19 protein-coding genes are annotated in these 21,939 nt (G+C 41.5%); 7 read left to right on the forward strand and 12 right to left on the reverse strand.

Annotated features, from left to right (window positions below):
• Nucleotides 1-18 precede the first annotated feature (18 nt).
• From GUY17_RS01875 to gmk, 11 genes are all read right to left on the reverse strand, one after another.
• Entirely contained in the window at nucleotides 19-906 is an 888-nt protein-coding gene (locus tag GUY17_RS01875; RefSeq protein WP_162022131.1) for a DUF3014 domain-containing protein, read from the reverse strand.
• Between the two features lie 399 nt (nucleotides 907-1,305).
• Entirely contained in the window at nucleotides 1,306-3,381 is a 2,076-nt protein-coding gene (gene recG, locus GUY17_RS01880; RefSeq protein WP_101085354.1) for an ATP-dependent DNA helicase RecG, read from the reverse strand.
• Nucleotides 3,382-3,521: 140 nt separating this feature from the next.
• Nucleotides 3,522-4,130, reverse strand: a complete 609-nt coding sequence (locus GUY17_RS01885; RefSeq protein ID WP_162022132.1) for a DNA-binding response regulator — start codon at nucleotides 4,128-4,130, stop codon at nucleotides 3,522-3,524.
• Nucleotides 4,127-5,221, reverse strand: coding sequence for a sensor histidine kinase (locus GUY17_RS01890; protein ID WP_162022133.1), 1,095 nt, complete (start codon nucleotides 5,219-5,221; stop codon nucleotides 4,127-4,129). The genes GUY17_RS01885 and GUY17_RS01890 overlap by 4 nt, the downstream gene beginning before the upstream one ends.
• 77 nt (nucleotides 5,222-5,298) lie before the next feature.
• Nucleotides 5,299-5,979 carry a tetratricopeptide repeat protein gene (locus tag GUY17_RS01895; protein ID WP_162022134.1) on the reverse strand — a complete coding sequence of 227 codons (681 nt, stop codon included), beginning with the start codon at nucleotides 5,977-5,979 and terminating at the stop codon, nucleotides 5,299-5,301.
• Between the two features lie 220 nt (nucleotides 5,980-6,199).
• Nucleotides 6,200-7,129, reverse strand: a complete 930-nt coding sequence (locus tag GUY17_RS01900) for a calcium/sodium antiporter (protein ID WP_101084972.1) — start codon at nucleotides 7,127-7,129, stop codon at nucleotides 6,200-6,202.
• Between the two features lie 140 nt (nucleotides 7,130-7,269).
• Nucleotides 7,270-8,925: an AMP-binding protein gene (locus GUY17_RS01905; protein ID WP_101084973.1), complete on the reverse strand. Its 1,656-nt coding sequence runs from the start codon at nucleotides 8,923-8,925 to the stop codon at nucleotides 7,270-7,272.
• A gap of 231 nt (nucleotides 8,926-9,156) precedes the next feature.
• Nucleotides 9,157-9,540, reverse strand: coding sequence for a RidA family protein (locus GUY17_RS01910; RefSeq protein ID WP_011635852.1), 384 nt, complete (start codon nucleotides 9,538-9,540; stop codon nucleotides 9,157-9,159).
• 33 nt (nucleotides 9,541-9,573) lie between these two features.
• Nucleotides 9,574-11,682 carry a bifunctional GTP diphosphokinase/guanosine-3',5'-bis pyrophosphate 3'-pyrophosphohydrolase gene (spoT, locus tag GUY17_RS01915; RefSeq protein ID WP_011635853.1) on the reverse strand — a complete coding sequence of 703 codons (2,109 nt, stop codon included), beginning with the start codon at nucleotides 11,680-11,682 and terminating at the stop codon, nucleotides 9,574-9,576.
• A 13-nt stretch (nucleotides 11,683-11,695) separates the two neighbouring features.
• Nucleotides 11,696-11,974 carry a DNA-directed RNA polymerase subunit omega gene (gene rpoZ / locus GUY17_RS01920; RefSeq protein ID WP_011635854.1) on the reverse strand — a complete coding sequence of 93 codons (279 nt, stop codon included), beginning with the start codon at nucleotides 11,972-11,974 and terminating at the stop codon, nucleotides 11,696-11,698.
• A gap of 60 nt (nucleotides 11,975-12,034) precedes the next feature.
• Nucleotides 12,035-12,658, reverse strand: a complete 624-nt coding sequence (gene gmk / locus GUY17_RS01925; protein WP_162022135.1) for a guanylate kinase — start codon at nucleotides 12,656-12,658, stop codon at nucleotides 12,035-12,037.
• Nucleotides 12,659-13,031: 373 nt separating this feature from the next.
• On the opposite strand from gmk, the gene GUY17_RS01930 reads away from it, so the two are divergent.
• The 3 genes from GUY17_RS01930 (at nucleotide 13,032) to yjjG (ending at nucleotide 16,303) form a co-directional block, all read left to right on the forward strand.
• Entirely contained in the window at nucleotides 13,032-14,321 is a 1,290-nt protein-coding gene (locus GUY17_RS01930) for a DUF805 domain-containing protein (protein WP_162022136.1), read from the forward strand.
• Between the two features lie 76 nt (nucleotides 14,322-14,397).
• Nucleotides 14,398-15,468: a phosphotransferase enzyme family protein gene (locus GUY17_RS01935; RefSeq protein ID WP_162022137.1), complete on the forward strand. Its 1,071-nt coding sequence runs from the start codon at nucleotides 14,398-14,400 to the stop codon at nucleotides 15,466-15,468.
• A 133-nt stretch (nucleotides 15,469-15,601) separates the two neighbouring features.
• Complete coding sequence (yjjG, locus tag GUY17_RS01940) at nucleotides 15,602-16,303, forward strand: pyrimidine 5'-nucleotidase (protein WP_162022138.1); 702 nt, start codon at nucleotides 15,602-15,604, stop codon at nucleotides 16,301-16,303.
• 79 nt (nucleotides 16,304-16,382) lie between these two features.
• On the opposite strand, the gene GUY17_RS01945 is transcribed toward yjjG, so the two are convergent.
• Nucleotides 16,383-18,968 (reverse strand): penicillin-binding protein 1A, encoded by a 2,586-nt coding sequence (locus GUY17_RS01945; RefSeq protein WP_162022139.1) that lies wholly within the window; start codon nucleotides 18,966-18,968, stop codon nucleotides 16,383-16,385.
• Nucleotides 18,969-19,154: 186 nt separating this feature from the next.
• Between GUY17_RS01945 and GUY17_RS01950 the strand changes: the two genes are divergently transcribed.
• Genes GUY17_RS01950 through GUY17_RS01965 form a run of 4 tightly spaced genes read left to right on the forward strand, consistent with a single transcriptional unit; the run spans nucleotide 19,155 to nucleotide 21,938 of the window.
• Nucleotides 19,155-20,234 carry a pilus assembly protein PilM gene (locus GUY17_RS01950; protein ID WP_101087312.1) on the forward strand — a complete coding sequence of 360 codons (1,080 nt, stop codon included), beginning with the start codon at nucleotides 19,155-19,157 and terminating at the stop codon, nucleotides 20,232-20,234.
• Nucleotides 20,222-20,806 (forward strand): PilN domain-containing protein, encoded by a 585-nt coding sequence (locus GUY17_RS01955; protein WP_162022140.1) that lies wholly within the window; start codon nucleotides 20,222-20,224, stop codon nucleotides 20,804-20,806. Before GUY17_RS01950 ends, GUY17_RS01955 begins: the two co-directional genes overlap by 13 nt.
• Entirely contained in the window at nucleotides 20,803-21,420 is a 618-nt protein-coding gene (locus tag GUY17_RS01960; RefSeq protein ID WP_101087310.1) for a type 4a pilus biogenesis protein PilO, read from the forward strand. The genes GUY17_RS01955 and GUY17_RS01960 overlap by 4 nt, the downstream gene beginning before the upstream one ends.
• The gene (locus GUY17_RS01965) at nucleotides 21,420-21,938 is read left to right on the forward strand and encodes a pilus assembly protein PilP (RefSeq protein ID WP_101087309.1); all 519 of its coding nucleotides are present in this window, start codon (nucleotides 21,420-21,422) and stop codon (nucleotides 21,936-21,938) included. The genes GUY17_RS01960 and GUY17_RS01965 overlap by 1 nt, the downstream gene beginning before the upstream one ends.
• The last annotated feature ends 1 nt before the right edge of the window (nucleotide 21,939 follow it).

Consider the following 21,939-nt stretch of genomic DNA (forward strand, 5'->3'; position numbering starts at 1 on the left):
ACCGCTTGATGTAAAAGCTTATTTGTTCGCAAAGCTTTGTTGCAATTTTTTGACAGCTTCTTTAATTTTTCGCGTGTTGTCAGGCCCCATACGGATCAACAATTTTTGAGCATTAGGTAATGCTTCAAGGTTTGGATCGACATATTTATAGTTAACACTGATTGACGATAACTCAATAGGGTCTTCAATAATGGGCGCGCTAGCAATCATGCTAAAAGCCTGTTGCATACGCTTATCAAAATCAATATCACTGTAACCGAGTTCAGTAAAGGCTTCGGCAAATAGTGGTTTTAACTCAGTGTAAGTAGTCACTAAGTCTTTTTCACTCAAGCCTGCTATAAAATTAGCATACAAATCATAGCGATGATAACCGTCTGGATTAAGATATGTTTTGTTGGTTATTTCACTCACGGTAAATTGCGTGTCAGGGCCTTTTAACGGGCTAGCTTTACGCACAATATCGCCTTGGGCTAGGTTATCAACAAACACCACAAATTGGCGGGCAATATCTTTTTTCAAGATCATCGGCGCTATTTTCATACCGTTGGCTATAGCTAATGTTTTTGCTTCAACAAAATCATCAGACTCAGCTAATGCAGGAAGTGGTTCTGCAACTACAGCTTCCGTAGATGTTTCAGAGTCTCCTGCGGGTACTACATCATCTGTGGTGGTAATGTTTTGCGGTTCTTCAATAGGCGTTTGTTCTATTGGTGTCTCTGGAACTGACTCTGGCAGCTCAACTGGAGTGATAACAACCGGTTCAAATTCTTCAGTGTCATCACTGGTAAAATAGAAATAACTGCTTGCGCCTAACAGGGCGATTACCGCGATAGCGATTAATAGCATGTTAGACCCTGGTTTCTCAGCGGCTTGTGGGGTAATTCGGTCTTCTTCATTAACTTGCATTTCAATTCCTTGGGGTTATTGCTAATCGATATAAATATCTTGGTGGAGTCGAAAAATACTGCATAATATCAATCACATCAGTTATCTTAACCGTTCAGAGCGTCTCAAGATTTTCAATTCAAGGCGTATTAATATAGGAATGGTTGTTCCCTTTTAAGTTAATGCAACGCAGTACTTGAATGCTTGAAACGCTTCCGAAGGACGGGTTTCTAATTACTTAACTCTGCGTTGCAGCCTTTCAACGTAAAATGGCTATGCTTTCAAACCTTCGCCTGATTACAGCCATTTGAATTCCCGCTGCACGACCAGATAACGAATACGATTAGTATACCATTCTGCAATATTCAGCAGACTTGTCTAGTGATAACTGATGATAATGAACAATATATTAAGATCTATTTAAGCTTGGACATATTGCTGTCTATCACCTATCCAGCGTTGAATGATAGCATCTACGTTTTGAGGCACTTGCTGGTAAACGTGTGATGCCAATTTTTGGGTTGGGGCAATTAAATGTTGATCACGTATTAGATCAGCTATTTTAAGATCTGCCAAACCGGTTTGTTTGGTGCCAAGCACTTCACCTGGCCCTCGAATTTCTAAGTCTTTTTGAGCAATTACAAAGCCATCATTACTGCTGCGCAGCACACCTAAACGTTTAGTGGCGGTTTGTGACAGTGGCGCTTTATAAAGTAATACACAATGGCTAGCAATAGCACCTCGGCCTACTCGGCCTCTTAACTGGTGCAACTGTGCTAGGCCTAATCGTTCAGGGTTTTCGATAATCATTAAACTGGCATTGGCTACATCTACACCGACTTCTATGACGGTAGTCGCGACTAATAAGTTCAACTCACCCGCTTTAAATTGCGCCATAATCGCCTGCTTTTCAGCACTTTTCATTCGGCCATGGATTAAGCCAATTTTGAGCTCAGGTAGTGCAATGGTGAGTTCAGCTGCGGTGTCTTCTGCAGCTTGGCATTCAAGCACCTCAGATTCTTCAATTAACGTACATACCCAATAAGCTTGGCGATTATCGTGTAATGCAGCTTGTTTGACTCGCTCAATCACTTGCTCACGACGGCTATCGGCAATCGCAACCGTTGTCACAGGGGTGCGTCCTGGAGGAAGCTCGTCAATTACTGAGGTGTCTAAATCTGCATAAGCTGTCATGGCTAAAGTTCGTGGGATCGGAGTGGCCGTCATGATTAGCTGGTGTGGATGAAAACCTTGGCTGACGCCTTTTTCTCGTAATCCTAAGCGTTGATGAACCCCAAAACGATGTTGTTCGTCAATAATGATCAATGCCAGCTTGTTAAACACCACCGCTTGTTGAAATATCGCATGAGTACCGATGACCATTTGTGCCGCACCAGAGGCAATATCTTCAAGGGATTGGGTTCTGGCTTTACCTTTGAGTTTACCCGCCAGCCAGCCGATTTTTAGTCCAAGTGGTTCAAACCAAGTTGCAAAATTAGCTGCGTGCTGTTCAGCCAATAACTCAGTAGGTGCCATCATGGCCACTTGGTAACCGTTTTCAATTGCTTGTAATGCCGCCAGTGCTGCCACTAAGGTTTTACCTGAACCCACGTCGCCTTGAACTAAACGCATCATGGGTGTTGGATGCTGAAGATCTTGGTTGATTTCGGCGACAACTCGTTGCTGTGCTCCTGTTGGCTTAAAGGGCAGTTGTGCTAAAAAAGGACTTAACAATTGCCCGGTAGCAGGCATTGGCACCGCGGCATCTTGATTACTGCGCTGGCGTATTTGTAACATACTCAGATTATGCGCCAGCAGTTCTTCTTGGATTAATCTTTGTTGTGCCGGATGTTGACCTTGTTCTAATTCAAAAGGGGACACCGAGCTATGGGGACGGTGCAAAATATGCAGTGCATCACGCAGGCTAATATTGTTTGGTTGTAATCCACTGGGAAGCAACTCGGGTAATCCACCCTGGTCTAACATCGCTAAGGCTTGCTCTGTCAATTTTATCCAACTGGCTTGTTTTACCCCTTCAGTTGTCGGGTAAATAGGCGTCAGCGTGTCGCTTAATGTGACCGATTCACCAGGATGAATAATTTGATATTCTGGGTGAACAATTTCTTTATGATGATTGCCGCGGCGTATTTCACCGTAAGCCCGAATGCTGGCACCATTTTCCATGGCGTTACGTTGCGCCATCGAGAAATTAAAAAACCGCAGGCTCATCATTCCGCTGTGATCACGGACATTACACACTAACATGCGCCGCCGACCTTGCATGATTTGAGTCGACTGAATTTCTGCTTCGATGGTGCCATAACTGCCAGGAGGTAATGCGGCAATAGGATGGATTTGCGTACGGTCTTCATAACGCAGCGGTAAATGAAACAGTACATCTTGTACTGTTTTAATACCTAACTTAGCCAGTTTTTCCGCAACCTTTTTAGCAACGCCTTTAAGGTCGGTGATCGGAACAAGATCCAGTCGTAGCAAATTGTGCTTACCTAAATTGATTATCAAATATGTAAAAACCATAGCGATTTCAAGCTATCAATCTCGAATCACTGTAATTATATACAGATGTTTAAGGTATCTTAGCAGACTTTGAATACAAGGCAATATTAAGCCGTTAATTACAACCAACCCTTTTGCTTGGCGATTCTGGCAGCATCAATTCGGTTACTGGCATTGAGTTTGCTGATGGCTTCCGATAAATAGTTTCGTACTGTGCCTTCTGCAATAAACAACTGACTGGCAATATCGCTGGTTGATAAGCCTTCGCTTGCCAGGCGCAATGCACGTCTTTCTTTGTCGTTGAGAGGGTCTATTTCACCAATAGCGGTAAAAGCTAATTCTGGATCGATAACCCGTTTACCCGCCATCACTTGTTTAATCGCATTAATTAAGTCATCAGACGGAGCGTCTTTTAATAAAAAACCACCGACACCGTATTCTAATGCGCGTTTGATATAACCTGCTCGACCAAAGGTGGTCAAAATAATCACTTTGGTCTGGCTGCGCTGTTGTTGTAACCATTGGCTCAGCTCTAAACCTGATTTTCCAGGCATTTCAATGTCGGTGAGCAACAGGTCAAATGAATCTGTTTTAAGTTGTTGCATCGCTTTATCGCCGTCTTCGACTTCGACAATCTCTATTTCATTTAAGCTATCACACGCTAATGTGAGCAACGCGGCGAGGGCGCCTCTTACCATCGCTTGATCTTCGGCTAATAGAATTTTCATCTAACGGGCTCACTTAGTGGCAATTGGATACTCACTTTATAATGGGGAATTAATTGATAGTCGATTGTGCCATGTAGCAAGCTTACTCGCTCTTGAATGCCTGTTAATCCGTTGCCTTTGGTGATGATTTTAACCGGCACATTCTCGATAAAGTTGAGTTTGAGCCAGTCTTGGCTTGTTTCAATACACAAGGTGCAATGTGTCGCTTGGCTGTGTTTTATGGTGTTATTAATCAACTCAGTTAGTAGCAAGCTGATTTGCGATTCCATGAGTTCACTGAGTTTAGGGAATGTGCCTTCTATGCTGACAGCAATAGCGTTATCTCTTAACGTGATGGCTAAGGTGTTTAACGTTTGGGTTAACCCTTGATGTTTATAACCCGATACCGTGTGGCGAATTTGGCTTAAACAGTCTCGAGTTATCACGCTAACTTGATGAATTTGCAGTTGCGCTTGGTCGATTTTACCTGAGGTAATGAGCTTGTCTGCCAGTTCTGCTTTTAAGGCGATGGCGGCTAAGTGATGTCCCATAACATCATGTAAATCGCGGCCAATACGTTCGCGCTCTAATGCGGTGGCTAAATTGGCGACTTCATCTTTTGATTGTTGTTGCTGGCGTTTTATTCGTTGGCGATTTTGTTCAATCACACCAAACACTCCGACACCTAAGCAAATTCCCATACCATAAAAAGTAAAAAAGTAGCCTGAGTAACCCATGCTGATATCGATGACTAAAAGCAAAATACTCAGTCCGATAAAACTCAATATAGCAGTGCGAAGTGAGTAGAAAAAACCAACAAAGAAGCAGCAAAAACTGAATAGTGATATTGCACCACTGCTGACGAATGACGACGCTATTGCTGTGAAAAACATTAACCCAATGGGTTTGAGGGCTTGCTCTTTGCTACTGTTATAAGCCCAGAAATAACCAATAATAAAGGGCACTAATAATCCGATCGCAATCGTAATCTTTAACCATTGACCGCCCATGAAATACAAGGGGATAAAGTAAAAACCTAAGTTTATGAGGTAAACCCAAGCGGTTCTTTGCTCGTAACTTTTTTCATTATTAGATGATAAACATGATGTCATTGTGCCTCCTAGCGCAGTTAATCATAGAGTAACTGCGCGCTAACTAAAACCTATGCTAGTAATAATTAACTGGTCGATTACTGCTTTACTGTTTGTTGGTTTAACAGATATGTTGCCCATCCATACTGAGGGTCAACCTCAGTGGCGGTTTGCCAATCTTGTAAAGCACCTTTTAAGTCGCCTTGTTCCTGTTTCGCTAGTCCGCGCCAAGTATAGGCTTCTGCATGTCCCCAACAGATTTCGTTACAAGGCTGCTCAAATTGACTAATTGCTTGGGTTGCTAATGTTTGTGACTTGTCGAGGCCGCCACCAAATACGCTTGGGGTATAAAATGCATTAATTGCTCGCACTAGGCTGACTCGCGGATTGTTAGGTTCGAGATCGCTTGCTTGTTGTAATAATTGCGCTGTTTTCATTCCTAATACGGCACCTTTGCTATTATCAAACGAGATTTGCATTCCGTATACCGCAGCAAGTAGAGCTTGTTGGTCTGCAGATGGATCTTGGACTAAAAGGGATTCTAATGTGTGCTGGGCATTGTTTAATGAATCTGTAGCGAGTTGACGTTGGCCGATGATGTTGGCTGTAATGGCTAGGCGATAATCAGCATAGGCTTTTTCATAATCAATAGCCTGTTCACTGTATTGACTTAGTTCAGTGATGTTCATGGTATTTGCTGCAGCATCAATATCGCTAATGTAAGCAAAGCTAGTGTGGCTGACTAAGGTTAAGCTGGTGATCAGTAGTAAGGTTTTCATGGCTATCTCCATTTACGTTTCCCCCAATCAAGATGTTGTTGGGATAGGTGTAGTATGGCGATAGGCGAAGGTTATTCTTAGACACAAAGGTCATCAATTGAAGATGACAAATGTCATTTATTTTCAGTAGGGCTTGTTAAATATGAGTGAATATTTAGCATTTTTTATGAAAAGACCGAATCAATATTCGGTCTTTATTGTGAGTAATATTTCCGCTAACTTAAACCACTTGCATCACTAAATAACTGGTGTAGCCAAGGTAACCAGCTAACAGAACACTACCTTCACGGCGACCAATACGTAAGCCACTCCAAGCAAACGGTAATACCATGAACGCGAAGATCAACATGGCGATAAAATCGATTTCGTTAAATCCGGCCGCGGAAACTGGGTGGATTAATGCTGTTGCGCCTAAAATACCGAGTACGTTGAAAATATTTGATCCAACAACATTACCGATGGCAATGTCACTTTGACCTTTAAGAGCTGCCATCACCGAGGTGACAAGCTCTGGCATACTGGTACCAATAGCCACAATGGTTAAGCCGATGATGACTTCGCTAATGCCAAACTGTTTGGCTAAATCGACGGCACCATCAACAAATAATATGCCACCACCAACTAACATCGCGATACCAACAATGATTAATGCGATAGATAAGCCAGGGTGTTGTGGGCTGGCATCAACATCCAGATCTTCTGGGTTATTTTTGGCACTAACATAACTAAAAACTAAATAGCCAACAAGCGCGCTGAATAAAATGGCACCGTCGATAAAGCTCACTTCACCATCAAGCAGCAAAAACCACATTAATACTGAAGCGGCAATCATGATAGGGATGTCGCGCTTCACCATTTGAGATTGCACTGTAATAGGGCGAATAAGAGCGGTGATAGCTAGAATTAAACCAATGTTGACAATGTTGGAGCCGACGACATTACCTAAGGCTATACCTGGATTACCTGCTAATGCTGATTTAACACTAACGGCTAATTCAGGGGCGCTGGTACCAAATGCCACAATGGTTAAGCCAATAATAAGTGGGGCAATGCCCAAACGTAGCGCTACGGCACTGGCTCCGCGCACAAGTGCTTCAGCGCCAATGGTTAAAATAATAAAACCGCCGATAATGGATAACGCAATGAACATTCGAGTTTCTGCCTAATAAATGGTGTACAACGATATTGTTAACGCTGCATAGTTAATGGCGGGTATATTGACAGAATATGTCAAAAAAATACACGCATATTGCGTGTATTTTTTGAAGATAGATAATCGTTAGCTGATTATTACAACTCGTCTTCCCAACGTACTTTGGCGCCGCGAACACCGTCTACTTTGGCGGTAAACGCTTTTTCAAGTACGTGACGTTTAATTTTTAACGTCGGGGTTAACACGTCATTCTCAATGGTCCACTCATCATTAACAACGATAATGGCATCAACATGTTCGTGTGACTCTAAATGTGGATTAACACCATCGAGAGTCTCTTTTAACGATGTTCTTACTTCTTCGCGAGGCTGAAGTTTTGAACCTTCTGAAAGCTGCACTAACGCGACCGGATGTGGTAAGCCTGAACCGATAACACAAATTAAATCTACATGAGTGTCCTGAGCTAATTTACGTTCAATCGGCACTGGAGCAACATACTTACCTTTTGAGGTTTTGAAATTGTCTTTAACGCGGCCGGTAATGTCGATGTAACCGTCTGCGTCAATTTCGCACAAATCGCCAGTGTGGAAAAAGCCATCTTCAGTAAATGCTGCGGCGGTGGCTTCTTCTTGTAAGTAATAACCGTTCATCAAGCCTGGGCTTTTAACTAATAACTCACCTTCTTCAGTTTGACGTACTAAGCAGCCTTCAACTGGCCGGCCAACCGTGCCGATCTTCTTGGCGTTGAATGGGAAGTTAATTATCGAGTAAGCACAGTTTTCGGTCATTCCCCACGCTTCACAAATATCGATGCCAATGCTGTAATACCATTGAATCAATGATGGTGGGATGGGTGCTGAGCCTGAGCCGTTCAAGCGAGATTGGTCGAGTCCCAAACCTTTCTTAATTTTACGCTTAACAATACTGCTAATGATGGGCAGTTTGAGTAAGGTTTTGAGTTTTTTCTCACCAATCTTGTTGATGATATTTAATTGGAATACTGTCCATAAACGCGGTACCGAGAAAAACACCGTTGGGCGACAGCGTTGAATATCATCAACAAATGAGTCGAGGCTTTCTACAAAAGAAACCGTTGCCCCTGAATAAAATGACGAGCCTTCAATAGCCACACGTTCGGTAATGTGTGCTAGCGGTAAGTACGATAATAGTCGGTCAGTAGTATTGGTTTGTAAATCACGAATCACCGCTTCGCACGCCCAGCCATAACTGGTAAAGCTTTGAATCGCGCCTTTGGGTTTGCCGGTTGAACCTGAGGTGTAAATCAGGGTCATGACTTGATCTGCAGTTGGGAACGGCTCGTCAACGAGCGGCTGACCCAGCTTTAACAAGTGATCCCAATGATATTGTGCTGGCATGGTGTCATATGGCATGGCTAAACGGAGAATTTCACCGCCAACAGCGGCTTCTTGTTCAGCCCAATGATCGAGTTTACCGGTAAAAATGGCTTTAGCGCCGCTATGTTCAAGTACATAACGAATAGTTTCTGCATTAGCAGTTGGATACACCGGCACACTAATGTAACCACCGTACATTAATGCTAAATCGACAATAAACCACTCGGCACAGTTTTTCGACAACACAGCAATTTTATCGCCACGTTCTAAACCTAAATGACGCAGTGAACCTGCAATTTGTTGCATCTTTTGCTGAACTTCACGCCATGTGAAATCAACATATTTACCGTCAATCGGCTGGCGAAGGTAAACTTTGTCACCTTGCGTATCTACCCAATGAGACAACATCTCAACAGGAGTTTTAATTAAATTTTCCATCGACGCTTCCATGTTCTTTATTGTTATTGTGGGTCTCTATAAATTTAGTATGGCCATTTTTGTGCGCTGGCGCAAACAATTGCACAGTATGTGTGCAAGATAACACTATAAACACGTTAGCAGAATCTACTGAATAAACAATATATATTGAGCAAATACTCTACTTTGAAAAAGTCATAGGTAATAAAAAAGGCGCCCTAGGCGCCTTAAGAAAATATCATACAGTTGTACTTATATTTCCATTATTCCATCCATTTCTACCAATGATCCTTTTGGTAACTCTTTGACGCCAATAGCGGCACGAGCTGGATAAGGTTGTTGGAAGTAACGACTCATAATTTCGTTTACAGTGGCAAAATGAGATAAATCGGTTAAGAAGATATTGAGCTTAACGATGTCACTCATTCTTCCACCTGCTGCTTCACATACAGCGGTCAAATTTTCGAACACTTGTACGACTTGTTCTGCAAAATCATCGCTTACCATGGTCATGGTTTTTGGATCTAACGGAATTTGACCTGAAAGATAAACGGTACTGCCGACTTTAACTGCTTGTGAGTAAGTGCCAATAGCTTGTGGAGCTTTGTCGGTTGCGATGATAATTTTTTCGGCCATAGTGTGCGTGCTCTCTTTAATAGTTATCAGTGACTAGCGGTTACGCGAGGTGCGTAATACTTCAGGTAAAACACGTATTCTGCGCATAACGTTTGCAAGGTGAACACGATCTTTAACTGAAATACGTAAATTAATCAAATACACTCGGCCATCACGTTCTTCGGTACTGAGATTATGAATATTAGATCCAGCAGATGCGATGATAGAAGTGATTTTTGCTAATGCACCTTGATGGTTAACAATTTCAACCCGTAGATTTGCTTGGTATTCTGCGCCTTCTACGTTATCCCAATGCACTGAAATATACTTATCAGGTTCGCCTTGATAGCCGCGAATATTGGCACAGCTTTCCATATGTACTACCAGACCTTTGCCTGGGCTTACATGGGCGATGACGGCATCACCAGGAATTGGGCGACAACAATTGGCGTAAGTGACCAACATACCTTCAGCACCGCGAATTGGCATTTGTGGTTTTTCTTTATTGCTATCTTGCGAATCAAACTGCTCACCAACCAAGCGCTGGGCAATCACAATGCTCATGGCATTGCCTAAGCCAATATCTGCTAGCAGCGAGTCTAAAGATGTGTGTTTGGTTTCTTTGATCACTTTCTCAAGTAATTCAGCCGGAATGGTCTCAAGCTTAGTATCACCTAAGGCATGGTTTAGTAAACGCTTACCTAATGCGATAGCGTTATCGCCTTTAAGACTCTTTAATACTTGACGAATTTTACCACGAGCTTTACCCGTTACGACAAAGTTTAACCATGCAGCATTAGGGCGAGCACCTTTTGCGGTAATGATTTCGACTGTTTGCCCTGAAATTAATGGTTGGCTCAGCGGGTATGCTTGACGATTGACGCGTGCGCCAACACAGGTATTGCCCACATCAGTATGCACTTCGTAGGCAAAATCGACGGCAGTGGCATTGACCGGCAATTCTAAGATACGACCTTCAGGGGTAAAAACGTAGATTTCTTCAGGGAATAATTCAGTTTTAACGTTTTCAACAAATTCAAATGAGCTGCTTGCACTTTGCTGTAACTCAAGCAAACTTTGCATCCATTTATGAGCACGAACTTGAGAAGTGCTTTGTTGAGCCGTATCGGTATTGTTTTTATACATCCAATGCGCAGCAACACCTTTGTCGGCCATTTGATCCATTTCTTCAGTGCGAATTTGCACTTCAACAGGAACCGCATGAGGGCCAAATAATGATGTGTGTAATGATTGATAACCGTTGGCTTTGGGAATAGCGATATAATCTTTAAAACGTCCTGGTCGCGGCTTGTATAATCCGTGCATAGCGCCGAGCACGCGATAGCAGGTATCAATAGAGTCAACGATAACTCGGAACGCATAGATATCCATGACCTCTTGAAATTGCAGTTCTTTACTGCGCATTTTTCGATAAATCGAATAGAGGTTTTTTTCACGACCTTTGACTTTAGTGGGGATCCCAGCTTCTTCAAGGCGTGTTTCAATGGCCACTTCAATACTGTTAATTAATTCTTTACGATTCCCACGAGCTGCTTTGACAACATCACGTATCACTCTATGTCGCATAGGGTAATAGGCTTGAAAACCTAAGTCTTCAAGTTCGATTTTGATATTGTGAATACCTAATCGGTTAGCTATTGGGGCGTAGATTTCTAGGGTTTCGCGAGCAATACGACGACGTTTATCAGGGCGAAGTGAGCCCAGTGTGCGCATGTTGTGAGTTCGGTCAGCCAACTTGATGAGGATAACTCGAATATCTTGAGTCATTGCCATCATCATTTTACGGAAATTTTCCGCTTGGGCTTCTTTTCTATCACGAAACTTGATTTTATCAAGCTTTGAAACACCTTCCACCAGTTCTGCAACCGCCACACCAAATAACTCTGTGAGTTCTTCTTTGGTGACAGGAGTATCTTCGATGGTGTCATGAAGCAAGGCAGCCATAAGCGACTCGTGATCGAGACGCATGTCTGCCAAGATGCGGCTAACCGCAACCGGATGGGTAATATAAGGCTCGCCACTTGTGCGCATTTGCCCTTCGTGGGCATCACGCGCAACCAAATAGGCCTGCTTGAGTAATTCTACTTGATCCGGCTCTAAATAGCTGGATGCTGACTCTTTTAGACCTTCAAACAGATACAAGTGGCGCTACTCCTTATAAAACGCGGCCTTCTGCAATGGCTGCGACAGCGGCAATTTCAGCTGCTTCACGTTCACGAACAGTTTGGCGCTCATCAGCATCTAAAGTGTTTGAGGTGACTAAACCTAATTCGATTTCACGTAAAGCGACAACCGTTGGTTTATCATTCATCTCATCAACCATAGGTTCTTTACCTTGGACGGCGATTTGGCGTGCACGACGCGCTGCAACCAGGATCATATCAAAACGGTTGCCGATTTTATTTACGGCGTCTTCTACAGTTACGCGAGCCATGTGTTGAAACTCCAGTGTTATCTATGGGAAAAAATGACGCAAAATTGTACACTATGACAATTAATCTGCCAAGAGATCAACAATCATATCATTTTGCGCATGCTGCTGACTAGCACAGGTTAGCCTTTGACTGCGAATAATGGCGCTTAAATCGGCTAGCGCGTTATCGAAATCGTCATTTACAATTATAAATTCGTATTGCGCATAATGTGACATTTCCGAAACGGCTTGTGCCATGCGCGAATCAATCACTTGCTGACTATCCTGACCTCGGCCAGTTAAACGACGTTCAAGCTCAGCTTTAGACGGCGGTAAAATAAACACTCTAATCGCCGTTGTCATTAATTTTTTTACTTGTTCTGCGCCCTGCCAATCAATATCAAGAAATACATCGATGCCTTTATCTAATGTTTGTTCGATGACGAGCTTGGAAGTGCCATAAAAATTGCCAAAAACTTCGGCCCATTCAATAAAGGCATTTTGGGTAATTAGTGCTTTAAATTGTTCCACAGTAATAAAATGATAATGTTGGCCATCGACTTCGCCTGGACGAGGTTTGCGGGTCGTATGTGACACTGAAACCTGTTTATCGCTGGGTTTATCTTTTAATAGTGCTGATATAAGTGATGATTTACCTGCGCCACTAGGGGCTGACACAATAAAAAGATTTCCACGAGTGCTCATAAAAAGGGTTTCTCATCCGATTATTCATTAAGAAAGCTTAATATTATACTCGTTAACTGTAGGGTTATGCTAGCGCAATGATAGATATTGGTATTGTGTCTAAAATGCTCAAATAGCTATTAGATTAATGAAATCAACTCTTGGATTGCTTAAAAGTGACTTACGCGATAGTGAATAAAAAAGTAACGCAAAATCTAGGTTGGGTATGGCTTTATAAGATAAATTCTGTAGGCTTTGCGCTATTAATAGCGGGTGTCGATTTTGATGATGAGAACAATCCATTTGTGTTGTAATAACGCACGATAATCACCGACTCATTCTGTTATGTAGCCAGCTGTTTTTTGATTTTTTTGTAAATGAATAGGAATGATTGATGTCTGTAAAAACCCTACTGTGCCGAGATGGTCGTGACACAGGCTTAAGGTTAATGGGAGTTATTTTAGCTGCATTTTTGTTGCTAATAATCTCTGCTGTTGTATTTCCGGCAAGTGTAATTAATTGGATTGTGACGCTAGCAGTAATGCCTGTTGTTGGTTTATCGGCTGTTCGTCGCTTAAATGATGCCAATAAGTCGATTAAATTGGCAATGGTATGTGTTGTTCCGGTATTGGTTTTTGGCATATTAACCTACTTAATGGCGCCTTTAGGCGCACTAGCAGGAGTGTTTTTGTTTGGCCTGGCTTGTGGTGGCTACTTAGCATTCTTACCGGCTAAAAATTCAATTAACTATGTGCAAGGATATTATGGACCAAGCATGGTATCAGTATCCATTTCGGGCTCGGTTTTTCATCGACAAGAACCGGTAATGAAAGGGCAGGTTATGCCTGTTCATGAGCAGCCTGATAACACTTTTTCATCAAGAGAGCCAGCTGATGAAGTAGCGTTTACGGGGGTAACTCATCCAGATTCTGCCGATAGAGACAAACATCCATTTAATGATGATGCTGTGCCGCAAACAAGTTTCGAGCAAGCTGGCACACACATGGATCAACATTTCGATACAGCAACAGAAGATGATCCGGTCAATTCGTTTTCGACGTCGCAAGAACGTAGTCATCAGCCGCTTTATGTTGATCAAGATGCGTTGCAGTCAGGGTCGATTACTGAACTTGCAAAATCTTGGCTGAATGTGGCTAAGTTACACCAGACAAATTTGATTTTAATCGGTAAAATTGCTGCGGCTATTATTGCTGTTAGTGTGGTTGTGTATTTGGTTTTCACTTTAATCAGTGTATTTTCTGGCGACGGCACAGAGCAAACTGAGCATGTTGATGATATGAGTAATCAACAACAAGCAAGCATTCGACAAATGATCAAACTGCCTGATGGGTTTTGGCTCGCTTTAGAGGGCGAAATCCTTATCGTACGTTGGTTAGGTGAAAGTGGTGATAAACAAAATTTATGGCGTTTAGCGACTGCAATAGGTGATAAAACCTGTACCAACCTTGAATTTAATGACGGTAGCCGTTACCGACCAATAACGGTTGATCTACTAGATGATGGTGCCAGTGAAGCTCGATTTACGCCACTGGATAAAGATGCCATTGTTAATCATGTTGCGCTTAGAGGTAGCTTTAAGTTGTGTGGTTATGAATTTAGTTTAAAGGGCAGCCAAGCAACATTAATGCAAAACCCTCAATTTGAAATGATACTAAGCCAGTAACCATTATTAAGGTAACCAAACAGAAGAAATGTGTTGGTTATCTTTGGCTTTGATGAACATGATTTGGAGTTTTTGATTGGTCAATTTTATCCGTAAAAATGTATTGCCTCAGTTTGGTTTTAGTCGTGAGCATAGTACGCTTTATCCATTGGGTAATGGCCATATTAATCAAACCTTCTTGGTGAGTGATAAATCAAAATCGTTGGTGTTGCAGCGCATTAATACCCAAGTATTTATTGAACCTAAGGTGGTCATTCAAAATGCTGCCAATATCAGCCAGCACTTACTGATTAAACGCCAACAGCAGCATTATCCATTACAAGTGGTTAGTCCAATAGCCACTATAGCAGGTGCACTATATTTGGATTTAGGCGAACAAGGTTTTTGGCGAGCAATAGATTACTTACCTCATAGCAACACGATTGAAGTGGTTGATACACCAGCTCAAGCTAAGTTGGCAGCTGAGGCTTTTGGTCATTTTGCCGCAGCATTAAGTGATTTGAACCCTAGTTACATTGTCGATGTTATCCCTGATTTTTTGAATTTACCTCAACGTATCGCTCAATTGCGTGATGCAAAGGCAGCTGACACTCACAATCGATTAAGTCATTGTAAAGATTGGGTCAATTTGTGTTTGTCACAGACAGATTTACTGGCAGCATTGGTACAATACGAAGCCGAATTACCGGTTCGAATATGTCATAATGATACTAAAATCAATAATATGCTGTTTGATGGGCGAGATATGTCCAGCATGGCCATTATTGATTTAGATACCTGCATGAAAGGATATTTGATGTATGACTTTGGTGATATGGTGCGCGCTTTTTGCTCTCCAGAGCCAGAAGACTCAACTAATTTAACCAATGTATATGCCCGACCTGAGATTATTATTGCCGCAGCAAAATCGTACATGGAATCTCTAGCTGACATTATTACTCCGCTCGAAAAACGTAGTTTATGGCTCGGCACTAAAGTGATGCCATTAATGCTTGGGGTACGGTTTTTAACGGATTATTTAAATGGCGATACTTATTTTGGGATCAAATATCAAACTCACAATCTTGATCGCGCTATAAATCAGTTAACTATTTATCAAAGTCTACTGCAGCAAGAAGCGCAGTTAATGTCATTATTTAACTCGTAGTCACCATCGTTAACTCACTTCAGCTTGAGATCATACCTATTACCATAAGTAGCAGCACAAAAAGTTTTATAATAATGGGCATTATTTTGATCTGAGGTTAGTTATTCATTTAAACAAAAGAAGGACTTTGTAGATGTCGAATTTGCTCAATAAATATAAATGGATTTTATTTGATGCCGATGAAACGCTATTTCATTTCGATGCTTTTGCTGGATTGAAATTAATGTTTTCGCGCTTTGAAGTTGATTTTAATATTGATGACTTTGCTGTTTATCAGCAAGTAAATAAACCATTGTGGGTCGAGTATCAAAACGGTTTAATTAGTGCTACGCATTTACAACATACCCGATTCCATCACTGGGCGAACAAACTATCTGTTACTCCACAGCATCTAAACAGTCAGTTTCTTGCGGCTATGGCCGATATTTGTCAGCCATTGCCTGGTGCCCGGGAACTGATTGATTCTCTAAGCGGTAAAGTTAACCTTGGTATAATTACTAATGGTTTTACCGAGCTACAAAATATCCGCTTGAGCCGTACTGGTTTTGAAGATGCTTTTAATCCGGTGGTTATTTCTGAACAACTAGGTATAGCAAAGCCAGATGTTGCTATTTTTCATCATGCTTTTAGCTTAATGGGAAAGCCGGAGAAGCATCAAGTACTTATGGTTGGCGATAACTTACATTCTGACATCTTAGGCGGTATCAATGCAGGTATCGACACTTGTTGGTTAAATCATCATGACGAACCTATAAGTGATGATATCTCTCCAAGTTATCAGGTTCGTAATTTAACTGAACTGCATCAATTACTGATACCCAACACCATTGTCTAAGATTAAATACGCTATAAAATCAGTAATAAAAAAGCCATTCGACTGAATGGCTTTTTTAATCAATGTATTTTAAACCCTATTATTGAAATAAATCTTCAGCAACATTGTCGATAAAAATATCGCCACTTTGCTGTGTTTCAGTAACATATTCTTTGGGTTCTGTACCTTCAACAAAATACTCAAACTCGGTAGTGTGGTCTGTCTTGCGAGTCAATTTGCCAGTCGCTAAATCAATACGTGCAGATACAATTCCTTTTGGCGGGATAACAGAAGGTTCAGGCGTACCAGACAGGGCCTTATTCATATAGTCATTCCAACCAGGACCAGCGGTTTTAGCACCCGCTTCCGCACCTGATATCTGATCTGGTTCGCCGGTAGCCATCCAGCTTGAGCGTCCTAGCTGACGTCCATGGTCATCAAAGCCAACCCAGAAAGTTGCTGTAAGTGTAGGGTTAAAACCACTGAACCAAGTGTCTCGAGATTCGTTAGTTGTACCTGTTTTACCCGCAATGTCATGACGCTTAATTAATTTAGATGCACGCCAAGCTGTACCATTCCAACCAGTACCTTTGCTCCAGTCGCCGCCGCCCCAAATTACGCTCTTTAGCGCTTCAGTGATCAAAAATGCAGTTTGTTCTGAAACGACTCGCTTAGCAAAGCGAGCTTGTGGATTACTGCAAATGTTTTGTTCAGCGGTAATGGACGTTGCTTCAACTTCTCCATCTAATGTATCTACTGATGCTTCTGGAGTTTGCTGAGATAATTCTTCAGCCATCGCAGCAAATGGATCTTCAATAACCACATCATCTTCAACAGAGGGGACTGGTTTGCTACATGCAATAGCGGGAATGGTTTGTTCAATCGTGTTGTCGTATGAGTCGGTCACGCGATCGATAAAGTAAGGTTCAACTAAATAACCACCATTTGCAAAGCTATTAAATGCAGTGGCGACCTGTAACGGTGTCACTGAAGGTGAACCCAATGCTAACGATTCATTTCGGGGTAAATCACTCGGATCAAAACCAAACTGTACTAGTTTTTTGATAGTGTCATCTAAGCCTGTGTGGCGCATCGCTCTGACTGACATAACGTTAATAGACTGAGCTAAACCGACACGTAAACGTGTTGGACCACCGTAAATGTCTGGTGAGTTTTTAGGACGCCACGCAGTGCCCTGACGGGTATCTGGTTTGTTAATCGGAGCGTTATTGATGAGCGTAGCCAGTGTGTAACCTTTTTCTAACGCAGCAGCATAAATAAAAGGTTTAATATTGGAACCTAATTGGCGTTTAGCTTGAGTCACTCGGTTGAATTGACTTTGACTAAAGCTAAATCCACCGACGAGGGTTTTAATCGCACCGTCATGAGGTTCAAGTGACACTGTCGCACTAGAGACTTGTGGTATTTGAGACAATTGCCAATACTTACCATTATGACGGATCCACACTTGTTGACCAGCGGTCAAAATATCACTGGCTTGTTTTGGTGGTAAGCTTTGGCGTTTATCGCTTATAAACTTACGCGCCCATTTTAGGCCTTTCCATTCAAGTGTAATCAGTTCGCCCTTGTCATCCATTACCTGTGCTTGTTGATCTTGAACGCTTATAACTGCAGCGGGCATAATGCCCTGCATTGAGTCGGTGCGTTTTAACGTAGCGACAATCTCATCATGGTCGAGCGGAGTATCAGTCCATAATTCAGTCACAAGACCACGGAATCCATGGCGTTGATCATAAGCAAAAACGTTGTCTCTTAGTGATTCCTGCGCCATCAATTGGAGTTCGGATGATATAGTGGTGTAGACATTGTAGCCGTTAGTATAGGCTGCTTCTTCACCGTATTTCTGGATCATGTAATCACGCGCCATTTCTGAAACATACGGAGCGTATAAATCAATTTCAGCACCATGGTATTTCGCGGTCGACGGGCTACTGATAGCCTCTTGATATTCTGCTTGAGTAATATTGCGTTTCTCTAGCATACGACTCAATACCCAATTACGACGAGATATCGCACGTGATTGGTTTCTAATTGGATTAGCTGCAGATGGAGCTTGTGGTAGGCCTGCTATCATTGCCATTTCTGGTAGTGTCAATTGGCTCAGTTCTTTACCATAATAGACTTGAGCAGCAGCACCAACACCATAAGCGCGGTTACCTAGGAATGAACGATTTAAATAAAGAGCTAAAATTTCTTTTTTCGATAACGCCTTTTCAATTTTCAATGCAAGGAAGATTTCTTTTACTTTACGAATGTATGTTTTTTCGTTAGATAAGAAAAATCCTCGGGCAACCTGTTGTGTAATCGTACTTGCACCTTGGCTTTTCTTACCTGTTGTTATTAATATGATTGCCGCGCGGATAATACCAATCGGATCAATACCATTATGTTCAAAAAAGCGCGCATCTTCAGTGTCGAGTACGGCATTAATTAACTGAAAGGGCACTTCTTCATACTCGACAGGTATGCGACGTTTCTCACCAAATTGAGAAATCAGTTTGCCATCGCGGCTGTAAATACGCAGCGGAGTTTGTAATTGGACCGTCTTTAGCGAATTAACATCGGGTAAGTCAGGTAGCACATAAAAGTAAGCGGCAGCTATAGCAGCAATGCCAAGTAGTGATAGGCTAAAAAATGCAATTAATAAACGTTTAAACCACTTCACTCAATAATTCCAGATAAATCAAAAATAGTAGCGGTAGTATATAAGCGGGAGAGTTTTTGGTGAAGTAAAACATGAAATAACTAAATATAATTTGTAAAATGCTGAAACATTTTATACAAATACTTATAACGAGTTGATTATGTGCTAATCTCTTAGAAAATAATAATAGAATTGTGATGACGGACTATGCTTTCTAAATTGTGGAAGCGTCAAGCACCTCAGATGGTTGGGATTGATATTGGGTCCCATGAAATAAAAGCCATTTTGTTGAGCAAGACTGCGGATGGATATAAAATTCAAAATCATGCGTCAGTTCCTGTTAGAAAGGGAGCTGTGGTCGATCATGATATTCGTGATACTGAAGCGGTAATTGAGTCGCTAAGACAGATTCGACGGGGTTTACCTAAATCCCTAAAGTTTGCAGCTGTCGCGGTTTCTGGCTCTGCCGTTATGACTAAAGTCATTTATATGGATGCAGCGTTAAATGAAGAGGAGATGGAAGCTCAAATTGAAATTGAAGCTGACAATCTTATTCCTTATTCACTTGATGAAGTCAGCATCGATTTTGAAAGGCTTAACCCGAATATTACCGACCCAACCAAAGTTAACGTATTACTGAGCGCATGCCGCACAGAAAATATTGATTCACGTGTAGACTCTTTGGATGCCATTGAACTAGACGTTAAAGTTGTTGATGTGGAAGCTTATGCACTTGGACGCTCTGCAGAATTAATTTATGGTCAGTTACCTGATGGCGCTAAAGATAAATCAATCGCCATGGTTGATATCGGCGCCAATATGACCACATTCTCTGTGGTTGAAAATGGTGACACGACGTTTATACGTGAGCAAGCTTTTGGCGGTGAGTTATTCACTCAGTCAATTGTGTCATTTTATGGGATGCCCCATGATGAGGCTGAACGCGCTAAGATTACTGGACAATTACCGCGTAATTATATGTTCGAAGTTTTATCTCCGTTTCAAATGCAATTGTTACAACAAATTAAACGAACTTTACAAATATATTGTACTGCCAGTGGACGTGAAAAAGTTGACTATATCGTTTTGTGTGGTGGTACAGCTAAGCTAGAAGGAATGGTTGAATTACTAACTAACGAGTTAGGCACTCATACCATAGTTGCAGATCCTTTTCAGGGGTGTTTGCATGCAGATGATGTTATGAAAAGTCAACTTCAACCTAATATGAGTAAATATATGGTGGCATGTGGTCTTGCGCTAAGGAGTTATGCTCAATGGCGAACATAAACTTATTACCTTGGCGTGAAGAAGCTAGAGAGAAGCAAAAACGCGATTTTATCGGTATTTTAGCGTTAGTTTTTTTAGTGACATCACTTGTAGTATATTTATTTTTGGGTTTTCTAGAGGTTGTCACTGATGATCAGCGTCAGCGTAATGCATATTTAGTATCAGAAATTACCTTACTTGATACCCAAATAGCAGAAATTAGAAAAATTACCGAACGTAAAAAAGATATTGAACGTCGAACTGAAATTATTCTCAACTTACAGCAGTCGCGTAATTTACCTACTCATGTTTTAGATGAATTAGTCCGAATAGTGCCACCGGGTATTTATCTTTCAAGTATAGAGAAAAAAGGTAGCGTGTTATTAATCGAAGGACGAAGCGAATCAAATAATAACGTCGCGAATATGATGAGAAAAGTTAAAACATCTTCTTATCTTAACGATCCGAGTATGCAATCGATTGTGACGCAAAATGAAGAATTAAGACAGTTACAGCGGTTTAAATTACGTGTCACTATCCGTGATGATTCACAAGTCACTAATGTTGATCCGAACCAAGGAGCGAGAAAATGAATCTCGACCTAGATCAATTTAACGATATCGATTTTGAAAATATTGGTGGTTGGCCCAAGCTGGTAAAAATTGTCTTTGCTGCATTTTTATCTGTGTGTGTTATCGGTGCTAGTTATTATTTGTTTATTTCAGATTCGATCGATCAAATGGAAGCGGAACAGCAAAAAGAAATTCAACTTCGTGAAGATTTTGAAACTAAATATCGTTTAGCAGCTAATCTTAAGCTATACCGTGAACAATTAGACGTGATGGAGGTGCAGTTTGCCGAATTGCTTAAAATGCTACCATCCGAAAATGAAATGCCAGGTTTATTAGATGATTTAACATTTGTTGCAACAGATGCTGGCCTCAGAATTAATAGCCTAGATTGGGATGATGAAATTGAACGTGATTTCTATATTGAATTTCCGATAAAGATGTCAGTAGTAGGTGATTATCATCAAATGGGTAATATGGTCAGTGGTGTTGCCAAATTACCTCGAATTGTCAGTTTGCATGATTTTACTATCAAGCAGAACGATGCCGGTGGATTATCAATGGATATTCTCGCCAAAACGTATCGTTTTAAAGAAGGGGCTGAATTAACGAAACAGGCCGATAAGGGGCAGAAATAATGAAATTTTTGCCTTTATTGTTATCAATGGTGTTTTTATTGAGTGGTTGTATTGGCGAACGCAGCGATTTAGAGCTATTTGTTACTACTACAAAGGCGCAACACGTTGCCCGTATACCACCATTAAAGCAAACACCGAAGTTTGAACATTTTGCTTATCAAGCTGAATTAATGCGCAGTCCTTTTGTTCCACCATCAAGGGAATTGACAGAAGAGGTGATTGATACATCTAGAGATTGTTTACAACCAGACTTGAAACGTCGCAAAGGTCGCTTAGAAACTTATGCATTAGACAATTTAAGAATGCGCGGAACATTGAGTGAAGAGAGTACTATTTGGGCTTTAGTCGAATCTAGTGATGCCAATGTTTATCGCATGGGTGTAGGTGAGTATTTAGGGCTTTATCATGGCCGAATTGCTAAAGTAACGCCGCAATTTATCGAAATTATAGAATTAATCCCTGATGGTTCAGGTTGTTGGGCAGAAAGATCCAGCAATTTAGAATTATCAGGAAAATAAC

The sequence above is a fragment of the Shewanella sp. Arc9-LZ genome, assembly GCF_010092445.1.
GTDB lineage: Bacteria > Pseudomonadota > Gammaproteobacteria > Enterobacterales > Shewanellaceae > Shewanella.